The sequence below is a fragment of the Ruegeria sp. HKCCD7181 genome, from assembly GCF_057221055.1.
Genome location: NZ_JBWVBC010000003.1, coordinates 307,569 through 330,722, shown reverse-complemented (window position 1 = coordinate 330,722; position 23,154 = coordinate 307,569). Strand labels below are relative to the sequence as shown.

Genomic DNA, 23,154 nt, shown 5'->3' with positions numbered 1-23,154 from the left:
CTGCTCCCTGATTTACCTGTTGCGATTGCCGCGCCCCAAGGCGCGGCTCATCTGGGCCGCAATCTGGCCCTGGCTTCGGCGAAACCCCTGCACGTCAGGTGTGGAAATGTTCATCACCACATTCACCGCCTGGCCTCTGCCCGAACTGCGCACACCCAGCTTGCCGTCCGGGCCGCGCGCCAGAGGCATGATCGCCTCGGGCCCGGCTTCACCCATCAACCCGGTAGCACCGCGCATGGGAAAGGTTGTCGGCCCACTGATTACCCCACCATTTGCAAAAGGCATCACCCGGCCTTGTGAAAAACTGCCGCCGTCGGCAAAGGGCAATAGTCCCTGTACCAAGCTCCCGATCCCCCCAGCCAACATCCCGCCGAAATGATCTGTCACCGGTTTGATTGCTGCCGAGTAGGCGGTACGGATCATCGAGTTCTTCAGCACATCCAGCGCATCCGACAGGTTCATTCCATCCAACACCACGCCATCGAATGCCTTGCGCAACCCGCCGGACATGCCGCGCTCCAGCGTGGCAACATCCTTGCCAGTCTCTTCAAACGCAGCGCTGATCCGTTTCATTTGCCCATCAAAAGCCGCCGCCATACTCGCGGCGTCGCCCAGCGAGTCGCCCAGCGCCTCGCCGCGTTCCTGAAGATCTTCCAATCCGTCACGATCCGTCATCACGCTCTCCTTTTCTCTTGTCCGGATAGGCCGCCAGCAAGGTGTCCAGCGCCGCCCGGGTCATCACCGGCATCCCCGCGCCCTGCCCAAGCATCAGTTGCAACTCAGCAGGTGTCAGCTGCCAAAACTGATCGGGCGTCAGCTTCAGCCCGACCAGCCCGGCCCGCATTAGAGCGGGCCAGTCCAAGCCGTTCATGCGCCACCCGACACCATAAAGGCCCGCGCCAGCAACTCCGCCGCCGCTCGTGCGCCCGCGATCGGTCCACCTTCGATCTGCGCGCTCAGAAGATCGGCTCGGGTCACGTCCGTTCCCCCGCCGCGCAGCCCTGCCACGATAAGTGCCAACACGTCTCCGCTTGAGAAATTTCCGCCTTCGAACCGCTGGACCAATTCAACCAGTGAACTTTCACCCAGCTCCTGTTCCAATTCCGCCAAAGCGCCCAAAGTCAGCTTGAGCACCCGCCGCTCCCCATCAATGGTCAACGCCACCTCGCCCGTCCACGGATTGGCCATCGGCTTACAGCGTAGTAAAGGTCAGGGCACCGGCGCTGGCCAGGCTCATCTCATAGGTGGCCTCGCCGTTGTGCGAGCCCGCGTATTCTATGCCGGTCACTTGGAACGGCCCTTCAACGATACCGAAATCGGGTATGATCACCTGAAACCCCGGGGTCTCACCGTCAAAGAACAACTGCCGCGCGCGCTCATCCGTACCAGCGTCCTTGAATACACCCGAGCCCGAGATAGAGGCCGATTTCACACCCGCCCCGGTTAGCAGTTCACGCCAACCGCCCTGGCTTTCCAGCGTTGTCACATCGACACTTTCAGCGTTGAAACTGATCCGCGTGGCGCGTAGTCCCGCGATGGTGTCGAACAGCCCCGAGCCATCCATATCCACTTTGACCAGCAGGTCCTTACCGTTCTGGGCACCCATATGCTCTCTCCAATGATTGCTTAGTCGTCTTCCACGCGAGCGCGGAATCTCAGGTCGACCTGGCGGATCGTGCCGCCGGTTCCGGTTCGTCGAGCAGAAGCACGTTCGAACCACAGCCCCACAAGGCGGCCCCGATTCAACGTCAGCTCGGTATTTTCCAACGCATCACAAACGGCTCCGGCCAACGTTTTGGCTGCACCAAACCCTGCCGTCTCGGACACCACCGATACTGTGAACCGATGCACTGCCCCTGCGCCGGACCGGTCAGAGGCTTCTCGCACCTCCTCCGGACCCAGTGTCACGTAGGTCTGCGGAACCGTTCCCGTGGGCACGGCGTCATAGATCGCTCCGCCGGACTGGACGCTTACCTCCGCATCGTCCGAAAGTTTTTGAAACACTGCCGCTTGCAAGGCAGCCGAGACACAATAACTCATGCCGCCACCTCTTCATCTGCAAAACATGTCAGGTACCGACCGCGCGGATCTCGTTCTGCGACGGCCCGAATGACAAAGAGGCGATCACCTTCGCGAAACCGCTGGTCTGGCGCTGGCCGAGCCGCGGTCCCCTCCGGCGCGCCGCGCACCACGATACGATACCCAACGCGCGACACTGAAACACCCGCAATCTGCCGCTCGGTCCCAGTACGCGCGGTAACTTCGGCCCAAAGCGTACCCAGAGCGGCCCATGTCTCGGTATACCCGCCCGAGCCGTCGGCGCTGCGCATCGGAGCCTCAAGTACGAGCTTGCGGTTCAGACGCGGGCCGCTCATTGCATCACCCCAGCGCCAAAGCGCACCATCCGATAACGCTGGATCAGACTGGTCACACCAAAGGGCATGCAGCCAGCCCCCAGCGCGGTTTCATCCCGGTATTCGTAGTAGTGCGCAGCCAGCAGCAGCACCGCCTGGCCCAGATCGGCCGGTAGACCACCCCAATCCGCCGCCATACCGGCAGTAAAGGCGATCTTTACGGACCCACCCGTGATTATCGCAGGCAAACGCGACCCAACTGGAAGCAGCCGAGGGCGCTGGCCGTCGCGCTCTAACCGATACGCGGTCGCGTCCACTGCCGTCTCGACACCCACCGCATCCGTCAGCGTCACCGCATCAACAGAAGTCACAGGGGCCACTGGCAGAACTTCACCTGACTGATTGCGCCAGCCGTTCAGGTTCCACGAAAAACCTCGTTCGATCAATACCTTGCCGGTGCGGGCTTCAACCGCCGCAATCGCCGCGCGCAAAAATCCCTTTAGTACCTCGTCCTGCACATCGCCCTCGGCAAAACCAGTGCCCAGCCGCAGATGCGCTTTGAACTGATCCACCGGCAGCGCCACATCCGCGATGGCGGTTTCTTCGATCAACATCATCCATTCACTCCGCAATCTCGGACCCCTCCGGGCCGCATCCTTGGAATTTGACGGGCACGCGCCGCCCCACGTTGCTCGGACGGAGGGGAGCAGCTAGACAACGCGGGGGATCTCACCCCGGCCCGCGCCCGCCGCCCGAAGCACGGGTTACCCCGCGCCCCGGATCCGTCACCGCTTAGGCGGTGCCGAATTTCACCAGCTTGATCGCAGCAAAATCGCTTACATCGCCGCCGACACGTTTGGTCGCATAGAACAGGACATGTGGCTTGGCGCTGAACGGATCACGCAACACGCGCAGATCGGGACGTTCGGCAATAGTGTAGCCCGCCTGGAAGTCGCCAAAAGCAATCGAGAAACTGTTGGTCGCCGCATCAGGCATGTCCTCGGCGATAAGCACCGGATAGCCCATCAGACGCGCAGGCTCACCGGCGGCCAGACCGTCCGACCACAGGAAGCGGCCGTCGCTGTCCTTCAGCTTGCGGATCAAACCGGCGACTTTCGAGTTCATCACGAAGGTACCGTTGACGCGGTATTGCGCGCCAAGTGCATAGACCACATCGACAATTGCATCCGCATCGACACCGCCGTCGATACCGGTCGGCACATAGCCCAGATTGCCCCAAGCCCAGACGTCATTGTCCACCTTGGCCTGATCCAGAATACCCTTTGGCTTGTCCGCGCCATCACCCGAGATGAACGCCGCCGCCTCGGCGCGGGCGAACTTGTCAGCGATGCGACCGGCGAGCCAGCCCTCGACATCAAACGCACTGTCATCCAGCAGACGTTGCGAGGCCTTGGGCAATGCACTTAACTCATGCAGTGCAATCGAGATGCGATCGATCGAAGGGGTCGCCGTCTCGGTTGCTGCCGAAGCTTCGTCAGCCCAGCCCGCGCCCACATCGGTATGGTCGATCAGCACATCGAACGAGTTCGCTTCGACATTCACCACCGACGCAATCGAACGGATCGAAGCGGTGGACTTCAGCACCGACTTGATGATCTCCGCGGTCTGCGGATCGACCAGGTAACCGCCGTCGCTATTCACTGCGCTCGACAGGGACTTGGCCTCCATCTCAAGCCCGCGCAGTGCATCATCGTCACCAGAACGCACATAGGCGTCAAAGGCCTTTTGATGCGGCGCGCCCTCTAGGATCGAGGCCGCAAGATGCGGACGTGCCGCGATGGTTGATTTACGATCCAGCATAGTCAGTCGCTCTTCTGTTTGTTGCAGTTTTGTTTTAACTTCGGCCTTCAGGCTCTTGAATTCATTCACGAAGCCAGTCATCGCCTGCTTCACCTCCTGAACCAGGGGCACACCCTCTCCGGTCAAGGCCGGGGTTTCGGTCTTGCTCATCAGCTCTTCCTTCTTGGGGGTGGGTTTGAGGCGCGCTAGGTTCGCGCCAGCTCCTGCCGGGCGTGGTCAAACACCTCGGCAATACTGCGCAGGGTCTCTTCGGCATCAGGGTCGATACCCTTCGCCGCCACCCGCGCACTGGGCAGCATCGGGAAAGTCACCAACGACACCTCCCACAGCTCCAGTTCGGTCAAGAGCCGCTGGCCCTTGTCATTCTTCACAGCCCGCTTGGTGCGGTAACCGATCGACAGCCCGTCAATGGCACCCGCCCGGATCAGCTCGGCCGCCTCACAGCCCTTCTGAGTGCTTTCCAGCAGACGACCCTTGACCCACAGGCCTTTGTCGTCCTCACGCACCTCGTCCCAAACGCCAATAGGCTGCGCCGGATCGTGCTGCCACAACATCTTGACGCGCTGACCTGTCTTCAACAGCCCAGCCAGCGAGGCGCTATAAGCACCTTTCTGCACCACGTCGCTACCCTGATCGACGTGACCAAACAGGCTGGCATAGCCCTCGATCACCGCATCTTCGGTCACCGACAATCCATCGCCGAACCGGGCGAATTTGTGTTCCAAATCCATAAACTTCTCCATGTAACCCACTGAACTTATGGTGTTACTACAAGGAATGATTGAAACGCCTGCGCCAATATCACCGCCGCCACGCCATAGACCGTCAGCCATAACCGTCGCTCCAGTCGCTCCATCATCTCTTCGATCTGATCCAGCCGCCGACAAAGATGTGCGTGCTGAATTTCAGCCACCCGCTCATGCGCGGCCAGACGCAGGCCCGGCGCGCAGTCGAACGGAGGATACCCCTCAGACATCGGAACGCTCCGGAAGCCCCAGCAGAGACCGCTTTTCCGCGTCCGTCAGAAACTCCGCCCGATTGACCCGCGCCCATTGTGCATCCCGCTCAGCGGCCAAGGCGGGCACCTGATCCATATCCGGTTTCAGTATCAATTCCTCGCCGGTAAAGCCTGCCAACCATTCCGACACTGCCGCCGCCACCCGCGTCACCAGGGGCAGCACGGTCAGGCGATAGAACGCCCGATTGGCCTCCTGATAGTTCGAATAGGTCGCGTCGCCTTGGATCCCCAGCAGCATCGGCGGGACCCCAAAGGCCAGCGCGATCTCGCGGGCGGCGGCTTCCTTGGTCTTTTGAAACTCCATGTCAGAGGGCGAGAAACCCATCGGCTTCCAATCCAACCCCCCTTCCAGAACCATCGGACGACCCGCATTGCGCGCCCCGCGATAGTTCTGCTCAATCTCATCTGAAAGACGACGAAACTGATCCTCGGCCATCACCCCATGGCCATCGCCGCCCTTCCACACTAGCGCCCCAGAGGGCCGCGCCGCATTGTCCAGCAGCGATTTCGACCACCGAGACGCGCTGTTATGCACATCAATCGCCATCGCCGCCGCCTGCATCGGCGAGAACCCGTAATGATCATCCTGCGGGTGGAACGACTTGATATGACAGATGTTTTCCGCCGCAAACCGATGCTTTTTGCCACCGACCGCGTAGTCATACGCCTTGGGCCACCCATCCGTACCCGGCACTACGCTCATCCGGTCCGAGCGCAAAATGTGGAGCTCAACCGGCAAGCCCTCCTCGGCCTGCACCGCCTCGACATAAGCATTGCCTGACAGCAGCAACTGCCCGAACAAGGCCTCCATCAACTCCGCACGCCCCTGCGCCGCATTCGGACGACGCATCAGGCTCAGGATCGGATGCACCTCATAGCGCTGCGCCTGATCTTGCAAGACCAAGGGCAAAGCCGCCGCCGCCTCGGCAATCAACTTGACCGAGCGGAACCCCACGGGATTCCCCGAAAACCCCGTCCGCGTCAGCGACACCGCATCCCGAGGGCTCCACGCCACGCGACCACCCGTCTGCCACGCAACCACCGGCCCCGCCGCGCTCGCCTTAGCCTCGGGCGCTTCCCCAGCCGATCCACGACGCAAGAAATCGAATACCATCTGTGCTCCTTTCTGCCGCCGCTCTGCCCGGCTTGTTGAAAGGAGTTATGAGGGAAAGAAGTTTAGGGCTTGGGAACAGGGCGTACGGGGGGTGCGCAACGGTTCAGATATTGAGCAGGCTCGCATCAAACCAAATATCTTCGTACGAACCATCGGTCAAAAACCGCCAGCCAGCTGGCAACAGAAGGTACTTCAAGCTCAGCTTGCAACGCTCTTGTAAGTGACCCACATGAAGAGGCTTAAAAAAGTCGGCTGCATCAGAAAGTTCTTCCCCTCCCCACAAGTACCAACCAGTTGTACCAGAGGTGTAGGGATGTCTAAGTCCGTTGAGTGGGAGCACTCCGTCCAGCGCCGATTGTGATATCCCGACTTTATCGCCGAGGAATGCCGCGTAAGGTTCTACATTAAACTCGTTGCAGACTGCTTTTTGAAGTTTTCGTAAATCTGAACTCATAGTGTTGGGCCTATTGAGGAGATGCCGCACCAAAAATCAGTGTAGATCATTCTGAGAAGCGGGAACTTTGGCAACGTCAATTGCAAGGCTCTCCACCCATTTGCATAACTTCCCATCGCGATTCGCAATTATCCTGTCTTCAACGTGGCTTGCTTCCCAGACGGCCGCAGGTTCCAATCCACAACACTCACTAAGAAGTGCGGGATTTTCATACCCCTGATGCGAAAAATCCGAATGATGAAGGTATAATGCGCCAGTTATCCTGTCTTGCTTGAAGCGATAGTCTTCTTGCAGGACGTCCTGGCGAGGTTCGGCCTGGTCAACTTTGAGCCAATAGCCGCGACTGACGACGTCCCGGTAGACACAGCTCTTGAACAGGATTGGTCGTTGAAGCAGCTTTTCTACTGAAGGTTGTGTGGAAAAGCATCCTTCGAATACAGCGACAAAATACTCTTCGCCCAACTGTCCATAGGCCCAGCATTCATGACCCAAAGGAATCTCGACTATGGCGCCCGCTTTCCATCGCTGACGCTTAGTTGGCTTTCCTCTTTGAGCTCGAAGGTCACTCTTGTTTTCCATGCGTTGTGACTTGCATAGGTATAGCATTGTTTCAACATGATAATTCTTTCTATGCATCTAAGGTGCCTGCGCATATCCGCGAACCCCAAACTCACAAACTCCGCACCCTAGGCCGCCGATACGCCCCCGCAAGTCCCACAACCAGCTCATGCAGCGCCCAGACCAGCGCGTCGACCCGGTCGGGTGAGCCTTGCCCTTCGAATCCCCGCGCGGTCATCTGGCACATCTGTTCCTCCAGCGCGTCCAGCCCGGCCACATGCGAAACCCGCCCCTGCTCGTACAATGCCGCCACAGGCTCCGCCCGCGCGACCTTCCCGCGTGAGGCTCGTACCGCCCGATAAGGCACCAGAGGGTCCACCTGCCGCACGACCTCTTCCACCAACTGCCCGCCCTGATTGACCTCGGCCACCAGCCGCTCGGCCCCGAATTCGTCCATCGCATCAATCGCCGCCCGCGCCCAACCCGCCGGGCCAACGCCCTGCACCGTCCGATCCGCCAGCACATAGGCGCGCCACTCCTTGGGAGGCCCCTGCACCTGCGCGCCCACAACAACGATCCCACAGGCATCTGCATCCGACCCCGCCGTCACCGCCGGGTCCAGTGCCACCACGATCCGATCCAAATCGGGCACCTGCGCACAGCGCGCCGCCTCCAGCATCGAGCCCGTCCACAAAGCGCCCTCCGCATCCGACAGCAGCTCCCCGTCCAACTCCTGCCGCCCCAGCCGCGTTCCCGCATAGCGCGCCCGCACCTCCTCCAGAAACGACTCCGCCAGATTGGCCCGGTTCGCCTCGGTCGGCGCGTGGGTCTCGACCGTTGACGGAGAAGCCAACAAATCCTTCAAAACCTTCACGTTGCGCGGCGTCGTGGTCACGCAGACCCGCGGCCTCTCTCCCAACCGCAACGCAAACTGCAACATGTCCCAGGTCTCGCCCGCCTTCTTCCACTTGGCCATCTCATCCACCCAAGCCGCATCGAACTGAGGGCCGCGCAACCCCTCGGGATCATGCGCCGAAAACGCCTGTGCCTCGGCCCCGTTGGGCCAGGCCAGTTTCCGTTCCGATGCCTTCCAAACAGGTCGCCGATCTGGCGGCGAGCACTGCAATATCCCACTATCGCCAAAGATCATCACATCGCGCACCTGATCAAAGGTCTCACCAACCAAGGCCACACGACACGCCGCCCCCTTATCCAACGGCAAAGACCCCTCGACCACAGACCGCACCCACTCAGCGCCAGCCCGCGTCTTGCCTGCCCCGCGCCCGCCCATGATCACCCAGGATCGCCAGTCACCTTCGGGCGGCAATTGATGCGGCAACGCCCAGAATTCGAACAGGAAAGGGAGGGCACACAGCCCCCCCTCCCCGATCTCACTCAGAAATCTGTCCCGCACCGCAGCATCGGCGGAGGCGAGCCAACCTGCACCCGATTTCAAATCGAGCGCGCTCAAGGTCGAGCGCATACCCCCCTTGGGCAATTCCGGCTTGTCTGTGATGTTGTTCGACAAAGCTTGTCTCCACTTTCTGACAACTTCGGATCAGCCCCTCCAGCTGCCCGAGTTGCTTGGCTGAACCAGCAAGATCTGCATCCTCCCCGGCTCCAATCTGCCTGCGCAGTTCTTCCGCTGCTTGGCGCAGATCGCGAATGGATCTTTCAAGAGACTGCAACAAGTCAGCCGTCTGAGAAATCCGCTCTTCCGGGGTAATCAAAGTCATGTTTGCCTGTGACCTCATGCGTGAGTTTTTCCGCACGAGAGAAACGAAAAACGGCCACCGGGTCGCCCCGGGGCCGTCGCCCACTTCTTCTAGCATGACACAACTTATACGTGAAATCGCCCGCTAGGTCAATGTTTAACGCAACACTGAAGCAACGGGTAACGCACTACGTTTTAATGTTTTTTTAATACTCAGGGATGACCGTTCCCATACACCACCATTTCACTAAAGTATTAGCAGAAGTAATGAGAGTGGTTCCAAAAAAGAAGCTTCTACACTCAATGTCCTAGCTCGTTAACCATCTCATCCGAAACGGAACACAACAATGCAAGTGCGAAAGAAACAATCTGCGCTCACAACCTTTTCTTCAAATCAGAGTACCTTCTACGACTGACAGGTACAGCATCTCCGTTGCTTAGAACGCATAGAAACGCGCTTCCTGATCGGGTGAGTTCCTTGACGTGGTCCAGACTGACCCAATGAGATCTGTGACACTGTATTCCCTTTAAAGGCCTTAGTCTGTCCACGCACGACCCAAATTTTTCGTTAACCAGGGCACGTCCTTCAGTGGTAATGATTTCAACATAATGATCCTGAGCGTGAACGCAGATTATGTTATCACCCAATGTATGGGGAACGTTTTCGATCAGGCTCCTCAATGATGGGGTATCTGGGAAAGCTGAGGTCTCTTCCACGACAGAGCCGCTGCGCAGGTGCAGGGCGAACGCAACAATGGCTGCAATGATTAAAGTCACCGGCGCAACCGCCACCACTTCGCCAAAATAAACCGCGGCCAGTGATGCCCCTGCCACGAGCTCATCATCCGGGTGTCCAAATCCATAATCCAAAATCAGCGAAATGGGTGCAAAAATAAAAGGCAATGCCAATGCTGAAAGACCAACCGAAACAGTTGAGCGCGCGCCGCATCTCTCAAGCACCCAAACTCCGGTTAGAAAAATAGCCGCCGCAAACAGAATGTGAGTTGCCCATAAACCAAAAGCGGCAAGAAACGGCAGGTTTTCTGTGTGATCGGGCTCGAGGACTACCGCGAATCCAGCGCCAACCAATGTGACCAAAAGCACCTTGTTCACAACGGCCCTCCGGCCGTGTTCAGCAATTTGCACACTAACAAAATTCATCACTGATATTTAGCAGTTGATCCGTGAGTGGTCGAGAAGTAACCGTTCGCGAATTTTTCTAGCCGCCTACGCGCAATCCGGCTACTTCACGTATCTCCGATGGCAGCTCGCAATGCCTCATGGCAATGGGCCTTCGAAGTTTAGTTAACGGAAGTAAAATGGAACGCTACGCACTATCAGCACGAGTATTACACTGGATTCTGGCCGCCGGCTTCATCTTCATGTGGGTATGCGGATTTGCGATGACGTCATTGGTACCCGATGACTCAGCAGTCGAGGAACTTTTGTTTCGACTTCACATCTCTATCGGTGTGACGCTTTTTGTGCTGCTGGTGGTGCGTATAGTGGTCCGATTGACCAACGCACTACCACCACTTCCCGTATCGTTCGCGCGGTGGGAAAAAGTAGGATCACACTTCGGGCATTTCGGACTGTATCTCCTGCCTTTAGCAACTATCGTTGTTGGCTGGGCCGAAATTGACTTTGGAGGGCATGGAGCAAAGTGGTTTGGTCTTTCTATGCCAAAGGTCTTTCCAACATTGAAAACCCTCTGGGGGTTAAATCTCGAAGATGCGATGGAATTTCTTCACAAGTGGCTCGCCTATTCCATGCTTGCCTTGACCGTCGTTCACGTCGCAGCTGTAATAAAGCACCGTTTGGTAGACGGTCATGATGTGCTTTCCAGAATGACCTTCGGCAACAGGTCAAAAGACTGAGTACTAAGAAAAGGCGCCATGTATCAAATACGGTCGTCAATCGCTGGGATCAGGCGTAACAGCGTCGGCGCCTGTAATTCACACTAAAGCTTGACATTCTCGCGCTTAGGCCTCATGTGCCGGTCAACACGGCGCTGACGCGTGAGCATTGGCGGGCCGCAAGCGCGGCCCCACAGCGCCTCATACTTTCTTCAGTTCCCATTCACGCAGGGTTCTTGATGCGACGGCCGGATGATGCAGGGTTCGCCTGCACGTTCCGAGGCCTCGCTAAACCCTTGCTGGTCGCGCGCATTGCGTGGCCTGTCACTCTTGTCCCCTGACCCTTTTTCGGCAGCGGGTTACAAAGGAATGCTATTTGTTCGACTTCGACATGCTCGGCCTTGCGCCGGCCCTGAACGACGCACTGAAACGTGCTAACTTTTCTCAGCCCACCCCTATCCAGAACCAGGCCATCCCGCTGGCCCTGAACGGCCATGACATCCTTGGCCTGGCCCAAACGGGGACCGGAAAAACACTGGCCTTTGGCTTGCCATTAATCGATCACCTGCTGGCCCAACCCGGCAAACCCGCGCCCAAAATGGCCAAGTCTCTGATCCTTGCGCCCACCCGCGAACTGGTCAACCAGATCGCGGATAGTCTGCGCAACCTGACCAAGGACACCAAACTGCGCGTCGCCACTGTTGTTGGCGGTCAATCGATCAACAAACAGATCATGTTCCTGTCGCGCGGAACTGATATCCTCGTCGCGACACCCGGACGCCTGATCGACCTGATGGATCGCCGCGCCGTTGACCTCAGCTCGGTCAAGCACCTTGTTCTCGACGAAGCTGACCAGATGCTGGATATGGGCTTCATTCATGCGCTGCGCAGGATCGCTCCGCAGCTTGGCACCCCGCGACAAACCATGTTGTTCTCGGCCACCATGCCCAAACAGATGGAGGAACTCAGCCGCGCCTACCTGACCAACCCTCAGCGCGTGCAGGTTTCACCTCCGGGCAAGGCCGCAGACAAAATCACTCAATCCATCCATTTTGTCAGCAAGCCCGGGAAGCCGGAAAAGCTGCGCAAGATCCTGTCACAGGACATGGACGCACTGACGCTTGTCTTCTCGCGCACCAAACACGGTGCTGAAAAACTGATGAAAGGCCTTGTAGCCGACGGTTACAACGCAGCGTCGATCCATGGCAACAAGAGCCAGGGACAGCGTGACCGTGCAATCAAGGCCTTCCGCGCGGGTGAAATCAACGTCCTTGTGGCAACTGACGTGGCAGCACGCGGGATTGATATCCCCGGCGTCGCCTACGTAATCAACTACGATCTGCCCGAAGTGCCCGACAATTATGTCCACCGAATCGGCCGCACCGCCCGCGCCGGACGGGAAGGCGAAGCCATCGCATTTTGCTCAGCCGAAGAAGTCGATTTGCTGCGTCAGATCCAGAAGCTGATGAAAATCGAAATCCCAGTGGCCAGCGGCACAATGCCCGAGTTTGTGGAGGCCAAGAAACCAGCGCGTAATCAAGGCAACCGCCGGCGCGGGTTCAAACCTAAGGCCGCCTCAGGCGGGCAGCAACCTGCGCCATCAAAGCGCCGCCGCCCGCGACGTCGTTCCGCTGCATAGGACTTGGGTCTCTTCGGCAAGCAGCTCGTTTGCCGAAGAGATCACCCCAAGTAAATTCCAGTAGGCAAAAGAACGAACCGGACCTGCGTCAGTTACCCGAGTTCCGCTGAGCCTCGATTTCCCGCCATTTGGCGACGTTCCTGTTGTGCTCTTGCAGCGTTTCCGCAAAAGCATGACCGCCCGTGCCGTCAGCGACAAAGAACACAAAATCGGTAGCCTCAGGGGCAACAGCCGCCTGCAGGCTTGCCAACCCAGGGTTCGCAATCGGCGTGGGAGGCAAACCGTCGATCAGATATGTATTCCAGGGTGTTGCGCGTCGAAGCTCACTTCTACGCAACCCACGTCCCAGGGTCCCTTGCCCCTTGGTGACACCGTAGATTACCGTCGGGTCTGTTTGCAGCTTCATTCCCTGATTCAGGCGGTTCACAAATACACTGGCCACCTGACCGCGCTCCTCCGGAACACCCGTTTCCTTCTCGATGATTGAGGCTAGGATCAGCATTTCTTCCGGGCTTTCAATCGGCAGGCCGTCCTGACGAGATTCCCATACGGCGTCGATCCGCAGTTGCTGCTTCTGCGCCATGTTCTGCAGAATTGCAGTTCGATCCTCACCGGGGGTGACCTCATAGCTATCCGGTGCAAGCGTCCCCTCGGGCGGGATTTCGGCTACTTCGCCTTCCAGCACTTCCACCGATTTCAAAGCTTCGACAACCTGCCAGCTGGTGACACCTTCCGCCAGGGAAACGCGATAGCGTGTATCAGCGGCTCCGCGCTTATCCGCATATATCTCCGGGGCTTCTTCGTCCCCAACAACAAATGACGCGATTTCGACAAAGTTTAGCGTTGCCGGGTCCAACTCGCGTACGCGTGTCTGTACTCGGGTCACACCGATACGGTATTCGATTTCTGTTCCGCAGGTGCTGGCGCCGCTGTGAGTAATCTCTTCGACGATCTGCTCCATGGTCGCGCCCTCCCGCACCAGAAAGCTACCGGCTTTCAGCTGCTGAGACTTGTCCGCGTAATCCGCCGCCATTCGAAAGATCATGGCATTGCTGATGGCCCCCTGATCCTCAAGGTCGCGGCTGACCCGCGTCATATTGGATCCGCTTTTCACCTGCAGACAGATCGCGGTTTCCAAGGGCCCTTCAGCCTTGTACTGCGACTGCCCCCACAGGATCAGGCCACCAAACAGGAACAGGCTGACCACCAAAATGGTCAGCATGTTCGAAGCCAGAGCCCGCCACATTTAGCTTACCTTTCCGAAGATCACACTTGCGTTGGTGCCGCCAAACCCAAACGAGTTCGACAGGGCCACGTTGATCTCACGTTCGCGCTTGGCATTCGGTGCCAGATCGATTGCTGTTTCAACCGCAGGGTTGTCCAGATTGATCGTCGGAGGCGCAACCTGATCACGAATGGCAAGGACCGAGAAGATAGCCTCGATGGCCCCCGCGGCACCCAGCAGGTGTCCGGTTGCCGACTTGGTCGAGCTCATGGTCGCCTCGCTGGCATGATCACCCAACAGACGTTCTACCGCTCCCAGTTCGATCGTATCCGCCATGGTGGAAGTACCATGAGCGTTAATGTAATCCAGATCTGTCGGCTCTAGGCCGGCACTGCGCAGTGCGGCCCTCATGGAACGCTCGGCACCGTCGCCATCTTCGGACGGTGCAGTGATGTGATAGGCGTCGCCCGACATCCCATAGCCCAGAACTTCGGCGTAAATCTTGGCCCCGCGTGCCTTGGCGTGTTCGTATTCTTCAAGAACCACAACGCCGGCCCCTTCGCCCATCACGAATCCATCGCGATCCACATCATAAGGACGGCTGGCTGCCTGCGGATTGTCGGCAAATTTGGTCGACAACGCCTTGCACGAGTTAAACCCGGCAATCCCGATTTCGCAAATACAGCCCTCACCGCCGCCCGCAATCATGACGTCGGCTTCGCCTGCTCGAATGATACGGCTAGCGTCACCAATGGCATGGGCACCTGTCGAACAGGCTGTCACGACCGAGTGGTTTGGACCCTTGAAGCCAAACCGGATTGACACCTGCCCCGAGGCCAGATTGATCAGTGCGCCCGGAATAAAGAATGGAGAGACCCGACGCGGACCTTTGTCGCGGATCAGGTTCGCGGTTTCGGCAATGGACCCCAGGCCACCGATCCCCGATCCAATCAGAACGCCGGTCCGCAGGCGATCTTCTTCGTCCTCTGGCAACCAACCCGCGTCTCTACAGGCCATCTCGGCCGCGGCAACCGAATACAGAATAAAATCTTCGATCTTGCGCTGCTCTTTCGGCGGCATCCAATCGTCGGGGTTGAACGTACCGTTCGTGCCATCTCCCCGCGGCACTTCGCAGGCATAGGTCGTGGTGACCCCGCTTGCTTCGGCATCAAACAGGGTAATCGGGCCCGCGCCGGACTCTCCGTCCAGCAGCCGTGACCAGGTTTCCTCGACCCCGCTGGCCAAAGGAGTGACCAATCCCAGACCGGTAACAACGACTCTGCGCATGAAATGCCTCTTGCCTGCTTCCTGTTATGAGAACCGCTCATACCCCGGCCCGGGGTCCGGGGGCAAGAGCTTCGGCACAATCCCTTCCGGCATCATGTTGCTCAAACCAACTATGACGGCCCCGTACAGGAATAATTCTCGTGGAAATAAAAAAGCCGCCTCTTGCCGGAAAGGGCAAGGGGCGGTTCTCTATTGTTTGTTCCGCCTTACTGAAACTGGGCCACTGGCTCGTGCGCGGATTTCGCAACTGCCAGAACTTCGTTCACAGTCAGTGTTTTACGGAACAAGGCGCGGCCGACGATGACTCCGGAAATGTTCGGAATATACGCCAACCGGGAAATATCATCCGCCGTGCGCACGACGCCGCTCGCGATCACCGGTGTACGGGATTTTTCTGCCAACCCCGAGATCAGGCCCAGCTGCGCCTCAACATCTTCCATGTCGCTGTCGATATCCGTGACCACGATTGCCGAGAACGGCGCATCCGCGAAGGCTTCGATGAAAGCGTCTGCGGTAAACGCGCTCTGGCTGCGCCATCCTTCGGTCATCACGTATCCTTGCCAAACATCAACAGCCAGAACGATCTGATCGGGGTAGAGTTTGGCCAGCTCCTTGACCAGATGCGGATCGCGTGCCGCCAAGGTTCCGACCACGATACGCCCAGCGCCCTTATCAATCCAATGTTCTATCCGCTCGCGCGTGCGCATGCCGCCTGCCAACTGCACGGGCATCTCGGCTGTGCGAATGATCTCCTCGACCAGCTCTTCATTGGTGTCCCGGCCTTCGATCGCATCGAAATCGGTCAGGTGCATCCATTCGGCACCCGCTGCAGACCAGCTGCGCGCTGTTTCAACCGGATCCACATGCCAGATCATTGCCTCATCCAGACGGCCTTTTTCCAGTGTCACGCACCGACCGTTCTGCAACTCCATAGTGGGATAAATCATCATGACCCAAATCCTCCGCTGAATCATTCTGCAACTTCAAGATACCATACATGCAGAAACTGGTCCTGAATCTCATAAGATCGGCACAGTTGGTTCATTTTGCGGCATCGCAGCGCGGGACATGTTTCACACCAATGCGGGTGGACCGTTCCGGCGAAACAGGTGCACTGGTGTATCTCTGTATTCCGTTTCGCGTAAAAGTTCGTACCCCAGTTTGATCGCCAGTTTCCGAGACGGCATGTTTGCCGTATCGACCAGCGCCACCAAAGGTCCGGGAATAACCCTGTCAAACCAGTCATGTGCGGCTTTTGCGGCCTCGTACCCGTATCCCTGCCCCTGCCCTTCGGGGGCGAATACCCAACCGGCTTCGGGGTGCGAGTCGAAGTCTGAACCTAAATCACGATTTCCATAAAAGAATCCGGCCTGACCAATCAACGTGCGATTCGACTGAAGCACCACGCCCCACTGTCCGAATCCGGTCATCTGCCAATGCCCGGCATTTCGGAGAAACGATTCCCATGCCTCGCCTCGCGAACGCGGAATGCCGCCAACGTGGCGCACAACCTCAGGGTCGCGCCAGATTTCCGCAAACCGCCCGAAATCCTCGGGCCGCATCGCGCACAGCGTCAGACGCGCCGTATTTATCATCGGGGTGGATCTTATCATGCCCTTGCCCGCTCGGAACTATGCCTCATAGGTCAGAGTGCGAACCGCCCGTTCACCACGCAAGGATAAATTCCGGTAAGGCACAAAAAAACGGCGCCTCCGTTGCTGGGAAGCGCCGCTTTTTATCAGATTCGATGCTCTTAAGAGGCTTCGCTGATGAATTTGACCGCGTCGCCGAAGGTCTGGATGGTCTCGGCTGCGTCATCAGGGATTTCGATGCCGAATTCTTCTTCGAAAGCCATAACCAGCTCAACAGTGTCCAGGCTGTCTGCACCCAGATCGTCGATGAAGGAGGCGTTTTCCGCAACCTTGTCTTCTTCCACACCCAGGTGCTCAACAACGATCTTTTTAACGCGATCTGCGACGTCGCTCATGTCTATTCCTCATTCCTTATCAGGGCGGTTTGCCCGGTTCTGTCCATCGCCCACTCACGGTGGCCTTGGTTTGCCCGTTCCGGGCGGTTTGGGTCCCGGATACCCGGGAAATCAGAGAACCGGCCAAATCGACCGGTCCCTATGCATGTGCGCCGCCTATAGCACAGACAACGCTCAAGGCAAACGCTTTCGCATCTGCCCCGAACTGCGATTACAACATGGCCATGCCGCCATTCACATGCAAGGTGCTTCCGGTAACATATCCCGCTTCGGGGCTGGCCAGATACATAACCGCTGCCGCGATTTCTTCCGGCTCACCCATGCGACCCGCGGGAACCTGCTGCAGCAGACCAGCCTTCTGCTCGTCCGTCAGTTTTTCGGTCATCGCCGTAGTGATAAAGCCCGGAGCCACCGCGTTCACGGTAATTCCCCGAGTTGCAACCTCATGCGCGAGCGCTTTGGAAAACCCGACCACGCCCGCTTTGGAAGCCGCGTAGTTCGCCTGACCAGGATTGCCAATCGCGCCAACAACCGACGAGATATTTACGATCCGGCCCCAGCGCTTCTTCATCATGCCGCGAATGACGCCCCTGCACAGTTTCATGGTGGCCGTCATATTCACGTCGATCACACTCTGCCAATCGTCATCCGACATGCGCATGAACAGATTGTCCCGGGTGATGCCTGCGTTGTTCACCAGAATATCAACAGAACCCATTGCCGCTACCGCCTGCTTTGGCAGTGCCTCAACGGCTTCGGGGTCGCTCAGATTGCAAGGCAGGACATGCGCGCGCTCGCCAAGTTCGTCAGCAAGGGCCTGCAAGGGTTCAACACGGGTACCAGACAACCCAACCGTTGCGCCGGCGCCATGCAGGGCACGCGCTATATCGCCCCCGATGCCGCCCGAAGCGCCCGTAATCAGCGCGTTCTTACCTGTCAAATCAAACATTCGACTTTCCTCTCATTTCGCCTTTTCAGACGTATTCTGTGCTTACTCTGCGACCTGAATGGCCTTTTGAACATCTTCGGGTGTTCCAACCGCTTTGCCTGCAATGGCGCGGTCGATCTTGCGGATCATGCCTGACAGGGCCTTACCGGCACCGATTTCCCATATTTCAGTCACGCCCTGAGCGCCCATGTACTGTACACTTTCCCGCCAGCGTACCGACCCGGTAACTTGTTCGACCAGCAGGGTGCGGATCACATCAGGATCGGTAACAGCTTCGGCCCGAACATTGGCCACCAAAGGCACGGCGGGAGCGTTGATCTGTACGTCGGCCAAAGCCTCGGCCATCATGTCAGCAGCTGGCTGCATCAGTGCGCAATGGAACGGAGCACTGACTGGCAGCATTACCGCCCGTTTGGCGCCCTTCTCTTTGGCAATATCAGCTGCGCGTTCGACAGCGGCTTTCGATCCTGAGACAACGACCTGCGTCGGGTCATTGTCGTTAGCGGCCTGACAGACCTCACCTTGCGCAGCTTCTTCTGCGACTATGCGCACGGTATCCAGATCAAGACCCAGTATGGCAGCCATGGCGCCCTCGCCCACCGGTACTGCGCTTTGCATCGCCTGGCCACGTGTTCGCAGCAGGCGAGCCGTGTCACCAACTGATAGCGATCCCGCAGCAGCCAGTGCAGAATATTCTCCCAAAGAATGCCCAGCCACGAAGGCAGCATCCGCGATCGAAACGCCTTCGGCTTCCAGTGCGCGCATCGCGGCCATCGATGTGGCCATCAACGCAGGCTGGGCGTTTTGGGTAAGAGTCAGATCGGCGATTTCGCCGTCCCAGATCAGTGCGCTCAGGTTTTCTCCTAGGGCTTCGTCAACTTCGTCAAAAATGGCCTGGGCAGCGGGGTATGCCTCGGCCAGTGCCTTTCCCATTCCGATGGTCTGGGCGCCCTGCCCCGGAAAAACGAACGCGCGTGTCATTGTTGCCTCTTGGATGACGTCAGGTTGCGGCGGGGTGTAAACTGACTGACCGTCTGGCACAAGCGCTGCCTGCGTTCTGCATATGGGCACCCACGTTGTGCGTTCACTCATACTTGTGTCCATTCGCGCCAGCCTTAGGTTGAGCACACCCAACGAATCTCGGAGCGTTCCCCTAATGGCCTCGACCAACACCCTTTCCAGTTACGGCAGCGTAACTAAGACCTTCCACTGGCTGACCGCTTTGCTGATTATCACTGCTTTGCCACTGGGCTGGGTCGCCGAAAACTTGGCCCATGCTGTCTTTGACCCGTCCATCCCGACGACCGAAGACGACATCGCTCGGGCGGCACGCTTGTTTTCGGTACACAAGACTGTCGGGGTGACAGTTTTCTTTGTCGCTCTCGCCCGAATACTCTGGGCGGTGACGCAACAAAAGCCGGGACTCCTGAATGCCGAGAACAAACCCGAAGCCTTTGTCGCCGAAACGATACACTGGATGCTCTATGCCTCGCTTATTCTGGTGCCTTTGACGGGTTGGCTCCACCATGCCTCCGCAGAAGGGTTTGCTCCGATCCTGTGGCCGTTCGGTCAGAACCTGCCTTTCGTCCCCAAATCCGCTTATTTGTCCGAGGTAACTGCTGGCCTGCACTGGCTGTTCATCTGGGTGCTGGTCGGTTCACTCGTCCTGCACATCATGGGCGCGTTGAAACACCACGTGGTCGATAAGGACAGCACACTCAGACGCATGTTGCCGGGTCGGTCAGACGCGCCCGAGCCGCCTTGGCAAGAACACTCTGCCCTTCCGCTTGTGGCAGCCGTCGCCGCGTGGGCAGCGATAATCGCTGGCGGATGGTCAATCGGCGTTCTGTCGCCCCATTCGGACGCTGCGGGTGACTCTGTAGAACTCACTGAAGTACAATCTGATTGGAAGGTTGAAGACGGGACGCTTTCCATCACTATCACGCAGCTTGGCAGCCTGGTCACCGGCACTTTTACCGACTGGACTGCAGCAATTGCCTTCGAAGACCCGGCCGCCCCCGGCCTGGCGGGTTCGGTCGACGTCACCATTTCCATTGGGTCTTTGAGTTTGGGCACCGTCTCGGATCAGGCCAAGGGCGCTGATTTCTTTGACGTTGCCAGTTTCCCGACCGCTTCGTTCAAAGCTGACCTCTTTAAAACCGAAACCGGTTACGAAGCCCGCGGCCCACTCACAATCCGCGACAAAACGCTGGACATCATTCTGCCGTTCACACTCGACCTGCAAGACGACACGGCAAGCATGTCAGGTTCTGTTGATCTCAATCGTTTGGATTTCGACGTCGGGACATCTCAGCCAAAGGAAGATTCTCTGGCCTTCGCGGTTGCAGTTTCTGTCGAATTGACCGCAATCAGAGGCAAATAAAAAAAACCGCCGGAGCTGCTGGCTCCGGCGGCTTCACAGCTACTATTATGAACCAGTTATGAACCGGCTTTTTCGTCCTTTTGCGCTTCAATGGAAATCTTGATTTCCACCTCGTCGCTCACAAACGGTGCAAACTGGCCCAGGTCGAAATCGCTGCGCACCAAAGTCGTGGTCGCATCAAAGCCCGCCCAAGGCTTTCCAGCCATAGGGTGATCACCCACCTGATTCAACTTGGCATCCAACACAACCGACTTGGTGATGCCATTCATCGTCAGATCACCAGTGATGTTAGCAGTGTTTTCGCCCGTGACTTCGATTCCAGTCGAGGTGAAAGTAACCAAATCACCTTCGGCGGCACCGAAGAAATCCTCGGTCATAAAGTGATCCTCGCGCGGCTTCCAGCCTGTGATCATCTCGACGACAGGCATAGATACGGTCACGCTCGACTCAGCGGGGTTTTCCTGGTCAAACATGATCTCGCCTTCAAAGCCCGAGAACATGCCAGTTGTGGTCGAATAACCCAGATGGGAGTAGTTGAAGACGACTTGGCTGTGGCTGGGATCCAGGACGTATTTCTCGGCGCTAGCAAATGCCGACGTCGCCGACACGGCAAGAGCAGCAGCAAGAAGGGTGGATTTCATGACAATCTCCGCTTTGTTTTAAGTGTGTCTAAGAGCAACCCTATTGGTTTGCTCAAGAGTAAATGTGCTGTGCAGTGGCAGCACACAAGTCCAATTTTGTCACAGCCTCTGTTCTTTTTTGAACAGAGTAGAATTTAGGGGAAAGTAGTTACGCTTTGGCTCAATTGGGCTTTAATGTTCGGCTGACATCCGCCGACAGCAGCGGAAATGTCATTGACAACGTGCTGCCAGCGAATTGCGCTGGAACTTCCTCGGTCCACGCCGCTTAAAGAAGCGCGAACCTCAATCGACTACTGAGCCTTCAGTTCCGCGTTGATCACAATCTCGAGTTCGTCACCATTGGGTGGAAAAAACGCGCCCATATCCCACTCCGAGGCCTTGATCATGGTGGTCGCTGTGATGCCCAGCCACTGGCCTTTGTTGTAGTCAATGTACTGCCCAACGGGATGATCGCCATACCCATTAACGGTGACATCAAAAGTTGCCGGCTTCGAAATATCTTTAATTATCAGATCGCCAACAACCGTCAGTGTATTGTCACTTGTCTGTTCAACCGAAGTCGAGACGAATTGGACAATCGGGAAGTTCGCTTCGTTGAACAAAGGTTCGCTCAGTATGTCCAAATTGAACTTATCATTCCCGGTTACAACGCTATTTACTGGAATGCTGAAATTGGCTTTTGCATCGTCAACAGCACCTTCTGAAAATTCCAGTTCGCCCTCAACCGTACCAAATTCGATGGATTGCCGTGAAAATCCAGCGTGGGAGTAGTACACGCGAACTTCAGTGTGCCCCGGATCTAATTTCCAGGTTTCCGCAAACACTGTTGGCGCCAAGATCGCGGCGGTGAATAACGTGGTGGCAAAAAGTGTGGATCTCATAACAATCTCCGCAAATTTGTTGTGCAAACCGGGTGGGTTGCTCAACAAGAAAAATGTGCCGCCAAGAGGCGGCACACAAGCCATATTCATCAACAACCTCTGTTCCTTTTTGAACAGAACGGAGTTTAGGCAAATATCGGTACGTTTTGGCTTAATTGCCCTTTCAGCGCTCGGCTGACATCCGCCGATTCCAGCGGCAATTTCATAAGCAAGCTTCCATCGACATCGAACAGTTCAACCTGACCCTCATCAAAGCGCGCACCACCCAGCGAGTCATAGCTGCGGCGCAAAACTGTCTGGGGGCGACCGTTTTCATTCTTCTGCAGAATACGCACCTCGCGACGGATCGGGTCGAAATAGGCATCAGGACGATCGTCGAGAATTTCAATGGTCAGCAAGCTGACACCGGCAATCAGGAACATAAGAGATGCAGCCAGTTTGATCGGCCAAACGTCAGTCCCCATCACGGATCCGGGCATCAGCCACATGGAAAATGCCGACACGATCATGAAAGCACCAATCACACGGAACAGGATCATCCGAGCTTTCCAATTCGGAGCAAATGTGATCAGCACAGGTACGGATTTGTCAAAAGCGGCGCCGGGCGCGGCTTGCTTGAATGTGTTCGTATTCGTCACGGCCATTTGTCTCGCCCCGTCTGTGGTTCCGATGGTCCGGGTGCTCCCGGCTTAATGAACAACCTCGGGGCGAAAAGCGTCAGGAATTGGGCGGCTCGAAGGAAATTGGGCGGCGTCTCAAAGGCATATGTGGCAGGGCTTGCCCCGGGCGAATAAACGTGTATACGAAGCCTTCCTTCGCAATACGTATGAATCGCGCAGCCTCTCGTGGCAGGGTCGCGAAGGACCGGATGGCCCCGTCTTTGAAATGCGCCTTGATATAAACAGGAGTGCACATGCCACTGTATGAGCATGTAATGATCGCGCGTCAGGATCTGTCCAACGCGCAGGCAGAAAGCCTTGTCGAACATTTCGGCACCGTTCTGGCTGACAACGGCGGCAACGTCGTCGACAGCGAGTACTGGGGCGTCAAGACAATGGCCTACAAGATCAACAAGAACCGCAAGGGTCACTATTCTTTCCTGAAGACCGACGCCCCCGCTGGCGCCGTTCAGGAAATGGAGCGCCTGATGCGCCTGCATGATGATGTCATGCGCGTTCTGACCATCAAGGTCGACGAGCATGCCGAGGGCCCCTCGGTCCAGATGCAGAAGCGCGATGAGCGCGAAGGCCGCCGCGAGCGCCGTTGATCAACG

At 57.5% G+C, this 23,154-nt stretch carries 29 protein-coding genes; 4 read left to right on the top strand and 25 right to left on the bottom strand.

From position 1 onward, the window contains the following. Window positions 1-12: 12 nt before the first annotated feature. From AC2TCY_RS08395 to AC2TCY_RS08325, 15 genes are all read right to left on the bottom strand, one after another. Window positions 13-675: a phage tail tape measure protein gene (locus tag AC2TCY_RS08395; RefSeq protein WP_480846772.1), complete on the bottom strand. Its 663-nt coding sequence runs from the start codon at window positions 673-675 to the stop codon at window positions 13-15. After that, a complete protein-coding gene (locus tag AC2TCY_RS08390; protein ID WP_480846770.1) occupies window positions 662-871 on the bottom strand; it encodes a rcc01693 family protein in 210 nt (69 codons plus the stop codon). The genes AC2TCY_RS08395 and AC2TCY_RS08390 overlap by 14 nt, the downstream gene beginning before the upstream one ends. Then, complete coding sequence (locus tag AC2TCY_RS08385; protein WP_480846769.1) at window positions 868-1,188, bottom strand: gene transfer agent family protein; 321 nt, start codon at window positions 1,186-1,188, stop codon at window positions 868-870. The genes AC2TCY_RS08390 and AC2TCY_RS08385 overlap by 4 nt, the downstream gene beginning before the upstream one ends. A gap of 4 nt (window positions 1,189-1,192) precedes the next feature. Further along, window positions 1,193-1,606 (bottom strand): phage major tail protein, TP901-1 family, encoded by a 414-nt coding sequence (locus AC2TCY_RS08380; RefSeq protein ID WP_480846768.1) that lies wholly within the window; start codon window positions 1,604-1,606, stop codon window positions 1,193-1,195. Window positions 1,607-1,626: 20 nt separating this feature from the next. Further along, window positions 1,627-2,040, bottom strand: a complete 414-nt coding sequence (locus tag AC2TCY_RS08375) for a DUF3168 domain-containing protein (RefSeq protein ID WP_480846767.1) — start codon at window positions 2,038-2,040, stop codon at window positions 1,627-1,629. Continuing rightward, window positions 2,037-2,375, bottom strand: coding sequence for a phage head closure protein (locus AC2TCY_RS08370; RefSeq protein ID WP_480846766.1), 339 nt, complete (start codon window positions 2,373-2,375; stop codon window positions 2,037-2,039). The genes AC2TCY_RS08375 and AC2TCY_RS08370 overlap by 4 nt, the downstream gene beginning before the upstream one ends. Continuing rightward, entirely contained in the window at window positions 2,372-2,971 is a 600-nt protein-coding gene (locus AC2TCY_RS08365; protein ID WP_480846764.1) for a head-tail connector protein, read from the bottom strand. Before AC2TCY_RS08365 ends, AC2TCY_RS08370 begins: the two co-directional genes overlap by 4 nt. Before the next feature lie 175 nt (window positions 2,972-3,146). Beyond that, window positions 3,147-4,325, bottom strand: coding sequence for a phage major capsid protein (locus AC2TCY_RS08360; RefSeq protein WP_480846763.1), 1,179 nt, complete (start codon window positions 4,323-4,325; stop codon window positions 3,147-3,149). A gap of 35 nt (window positions 4,326-4,360) precedes the next feature. Then, window positions 4,361-4,906: an HK97 family phage prohead protease gene (locus AC2TCY_RS08355; RefSeq protein WP_480846762.1), complete on the bottom strand. Its 546-nt coding sequence runs from the start codon at window positions 4,904-4,906 to the stop codon at window positions 4,361-4,363. A 26-nt stretch (window positions 4,907-4,932) separates the two neighbouring features. Next, complete coding sequence (locus AC2TCY_RS08350; RefSeq protein ID WP_480846761.1) at window positions 4,933-5,151, bottom strand: GTA head formation protein, RCAP_rcc01685 family; 219 nt, start codon at window positions 5,149-5,151, stop codon at window positions 4,933-4,935. After that, window positions 5,144-6,307, bottom strand: a complete 1,164-nt coding sequence (locus AC2TCY_RS08345; RefSeq protein WP_480846759.1) for a phage portal protein — start codon at window positions 6,305-6,307, stop codon at window positions 5,144-5,146. The genes AC2TCY_RS08350 and AC2TCY_RS08345 overlap by 8 nt, the downstream gene beginning before the upstream one ends. Window positions 6,308-6,410: 103 nt before the next feature. Further along, the gene (locus AC2TCY_RS08340; protein WP_480846757.1) at window positions 6,411-6,761 is read right to left on the bottom strand and encodes an immunity protein Imm33 domain-containing protein; all 351 of its coding nucleotides are present in this window, start codon (window positions 6,759-6,761) and stop codon (window positions 6,411-6,413) included. A 36-nt stretch (window positions 6,762-6,797) separates the two neighbouring features. Then, window positions 6,798-7,340, bottom strand: coding sequence for an Imm26 family immunity protein (locus tag AC2TCY_RS08335; protein WP_480846756.1), 543 nt, complete (start codon window positions 7,338-7,340; stop codon window positions 6,798-6,800). A gap of 91 nt (window positions 7,341-7,431) precedes the next feature. Beyond that, entirely contained in the window at window positions 7,432-8,802 is a 1,371-nt protein-coding gene (locus tag AC2TCY_RS08330) for a DNA-packaging protein (RefSeq protein WP_480846968.1), read from the bottom strand. 606 nt (window positions 8,803-9,408) lie between these two features. Then, window positions 9,409-10,146, bottom strand: a complete 738-nt coding sequence (locus AC2TCY_RS08325) for a LytTR family DNA-binding domain-containing protein (protein WP_480846755.1) — start codon at window positions 10,144-10,146, stop codon at window positions 9,409-9,411. A 206-nt stretch (window positions 10,147-10,352) separates the two neighbouring features. Here AC2TCY_RS08325 and AC2TCY_RS08320 point away from each other — a divergent pair, with 206 nt between their 5' ends. Both AC2TCY_RS08320 and AC2TCY_RS08315 read left to right on the top strand, forming a co-directional pair. Next, window positions 10,353-10,910 carry a cytochrome b gene (locus tag AC2TCY_RS08320; protein ID WP_480846753.1) on the top strand — a complete coding sequence of 186 codons (558 nt, stop codon included), beginning with the start codon at window positions 10,353-10,355 and terminating at the stop codon, window positions 10,908-10,910. A 355-nt stretch (window positions 10,911-11,265) separates the two neighbouring features. Then, window positions 11,266-12,528, top strand: a complete 1,263-nt coding sequence (locus AC2TCY_RS08315) for a DEAD/DEAH box helicase (protein WP_480846751.1) — start codon at window positions 11,266-11,268, stop codon at window positions 12,526-12,528. Window positions 12,529-12,616: 88 nt separating this feature from the next. Here AC2TCY_RS08315 and mltG read toward each other — a convergent pair whose 3' ends face one another. The 7 genes from mltG to fabD form a co-directional block, all read right to left on the bottom strand. After that, window positions 12,617-13,774, bottom strand: coding sequence for an endolytic transglycosylase MltG (gene mltG / locus AC2TCY_RS08310; RefSeq protein WP_480846750.1), 1,158 nt, complete (start codon window positions 13,772-13,774; stop codon window positions 12,617-12,619). Then, the gene (gene fabF / locus AC2TCY_RS08305; RefSeq protein WP_480846749.1) at window positions 13,775-15,040 is read right to left on the bottom strand and encodes a beta-ketoacyl-ACP synthase II; all 1,266 of its coding nucleotides are present in this window, start codon (window positions 15,038-15,040) and stop codon (window positions 13,775-13,777) included. Between the two features lie 206 nt (window positions 15,041-15,246). Continuing rightward, the gene (locus tag AC2TCY_RS08300) at window positions 15,247-15,990 is read right to left on the bottom strand and encodes a 1-(5-phosphoribosyl)-5-[(5-phosphoribosylamino)methylideneamino]imidazole-4-carboxamide isomerase (RefSeq protein WP_480846747.1); all 744 of its coding nucleotides are present in this window, start codon (window positions 15,988-15,990) and stop codon (window positions 15,247-15,249) included. Between the two features lie 123 nt (window positions 15,991-16,113). Further along, window positions 16,114-16,653, bottom strand: coding sequence for a GNAT family N-acetyltransferase (locus AC2TCY_RS08295; protein ID WP_480846746.1), 540 nt, complete (start codon window positions 16,651-16,653; stop codon window positions 16,114-16,116). Window positions 16,654-16,793: 140 nt separating this feature from the next. After that, window positions 16,794-17,027, bottom strand: coding sequence for an acyl carrier protein (locus AC2TCY_RS08290; RefSeq protein WP_008756330.1), 234 nt, complete (start codon window positions 17,025-17,027; stop codon window positions 16,794-16,796). A gap of 211 nt (window positions 17,028-17,238) precedes the next feature. Next, the gene (gene fabG, locus AC2TCY_RS08285; protein WP_480846745.1) at window positions 17,239-17,976 is read right to left on the bottom strand and encodes a 3-oxoacyl-[acyl-carrier-protein] reductase; all 738 of its coding nucleotides are present in this window, start codon (window positions 17,974-17,976) and stop codon (window positions 17,239-17,241) included. Between the two features lie 42 nt (window positions 17,977-18,018). Further along, entirely contained in the window at window positions 18,019-18,957 is a 939-nt protein-coding gene (fabD, locus tag AC2TCY_RS08280) for an ACP S-malonyltransferase (protein WP_480846744.1), read from the bottom strand. A gap of 175 nt (window positions 18,958-19,132) precedes the next feature. Here fabD and AC2TCY_RS08275 point away from each other — a divergent pair, with 175 nt between their 5' ends. Next, on the top strand, window positions 19,133-20,359 hold the full coding sequence (locus AC2TCY_RS08275; protein ID WP_480846743.1) for a cytochrome b/b6 domain-containing protein: 1,227 nt from the start codon (window positions 19,133-19,135) through the stop codon (window positions 20,357-20,359). A 56-nt stretch (window positions 20,360-20,415) separates the two neighbouring features. Here the strand turns inward: AC2TCY_RS08275 and AC2TCY_RS08270 are convergent, their stop codons facing one another. From AC2TCY_RS08270 to AC2TCY_RS08260, 3 genes are all read right to left on the bottom strand, one after another. Further along, window positions 20,416-21,000 carry a YceI family protein gene (locus AC2TCY_RS08270; RefSeq protein ID WP_480846741.1) on the bottom strand — a complete coding sequence of 195 codons (585 nt, stop codon included), beginning with the start codon at window positions 20,998-21,000 and terminating at the stop codon, window positions 20,416-20,418. A gap of 290 nt (window positions 21,001-21,290) precedes the next feature. Continuing rightward, entirely contained in the window at window positions 21,291-21,971 is a 681-nt protein-coding gene (locus tag AC2TCY_RS08265) for a YceI family protein (protein ID WP_480846740.1), read from the bottom strand. 35 nt (window positions 21,972-22,006) lie between these two features. After that, the gene (locus AC2TCY_RS08260) at window positions 22,007-22,525 is read right to left on the bottom strand and encodes a hypothetical protein (protein ID WP_480846739.1); all 519 of its coding nucleotides are present in this window, start codon (window positions 22,523-22,525) and stop codon (window positions 22,007-22,009) included. Between the two features lie 269 nt (window positions 22,526-22,794). On the opposite strand from AC2TCY_RS08260, the gene rpsF reads away from it, so the two are divergent. Next, entirely contained in the window at window positions 22,795-23,148 is a 354-nt protein-coding gene (rpsF, locus tag AC2TCY_RS08255; protein ID WP_039970775.1) for a 30S ribosomal protein S6, read from the top strand. The last annotated feature ends 6 nt before the right edge of the window (window positions 23,149-23,154 follow it).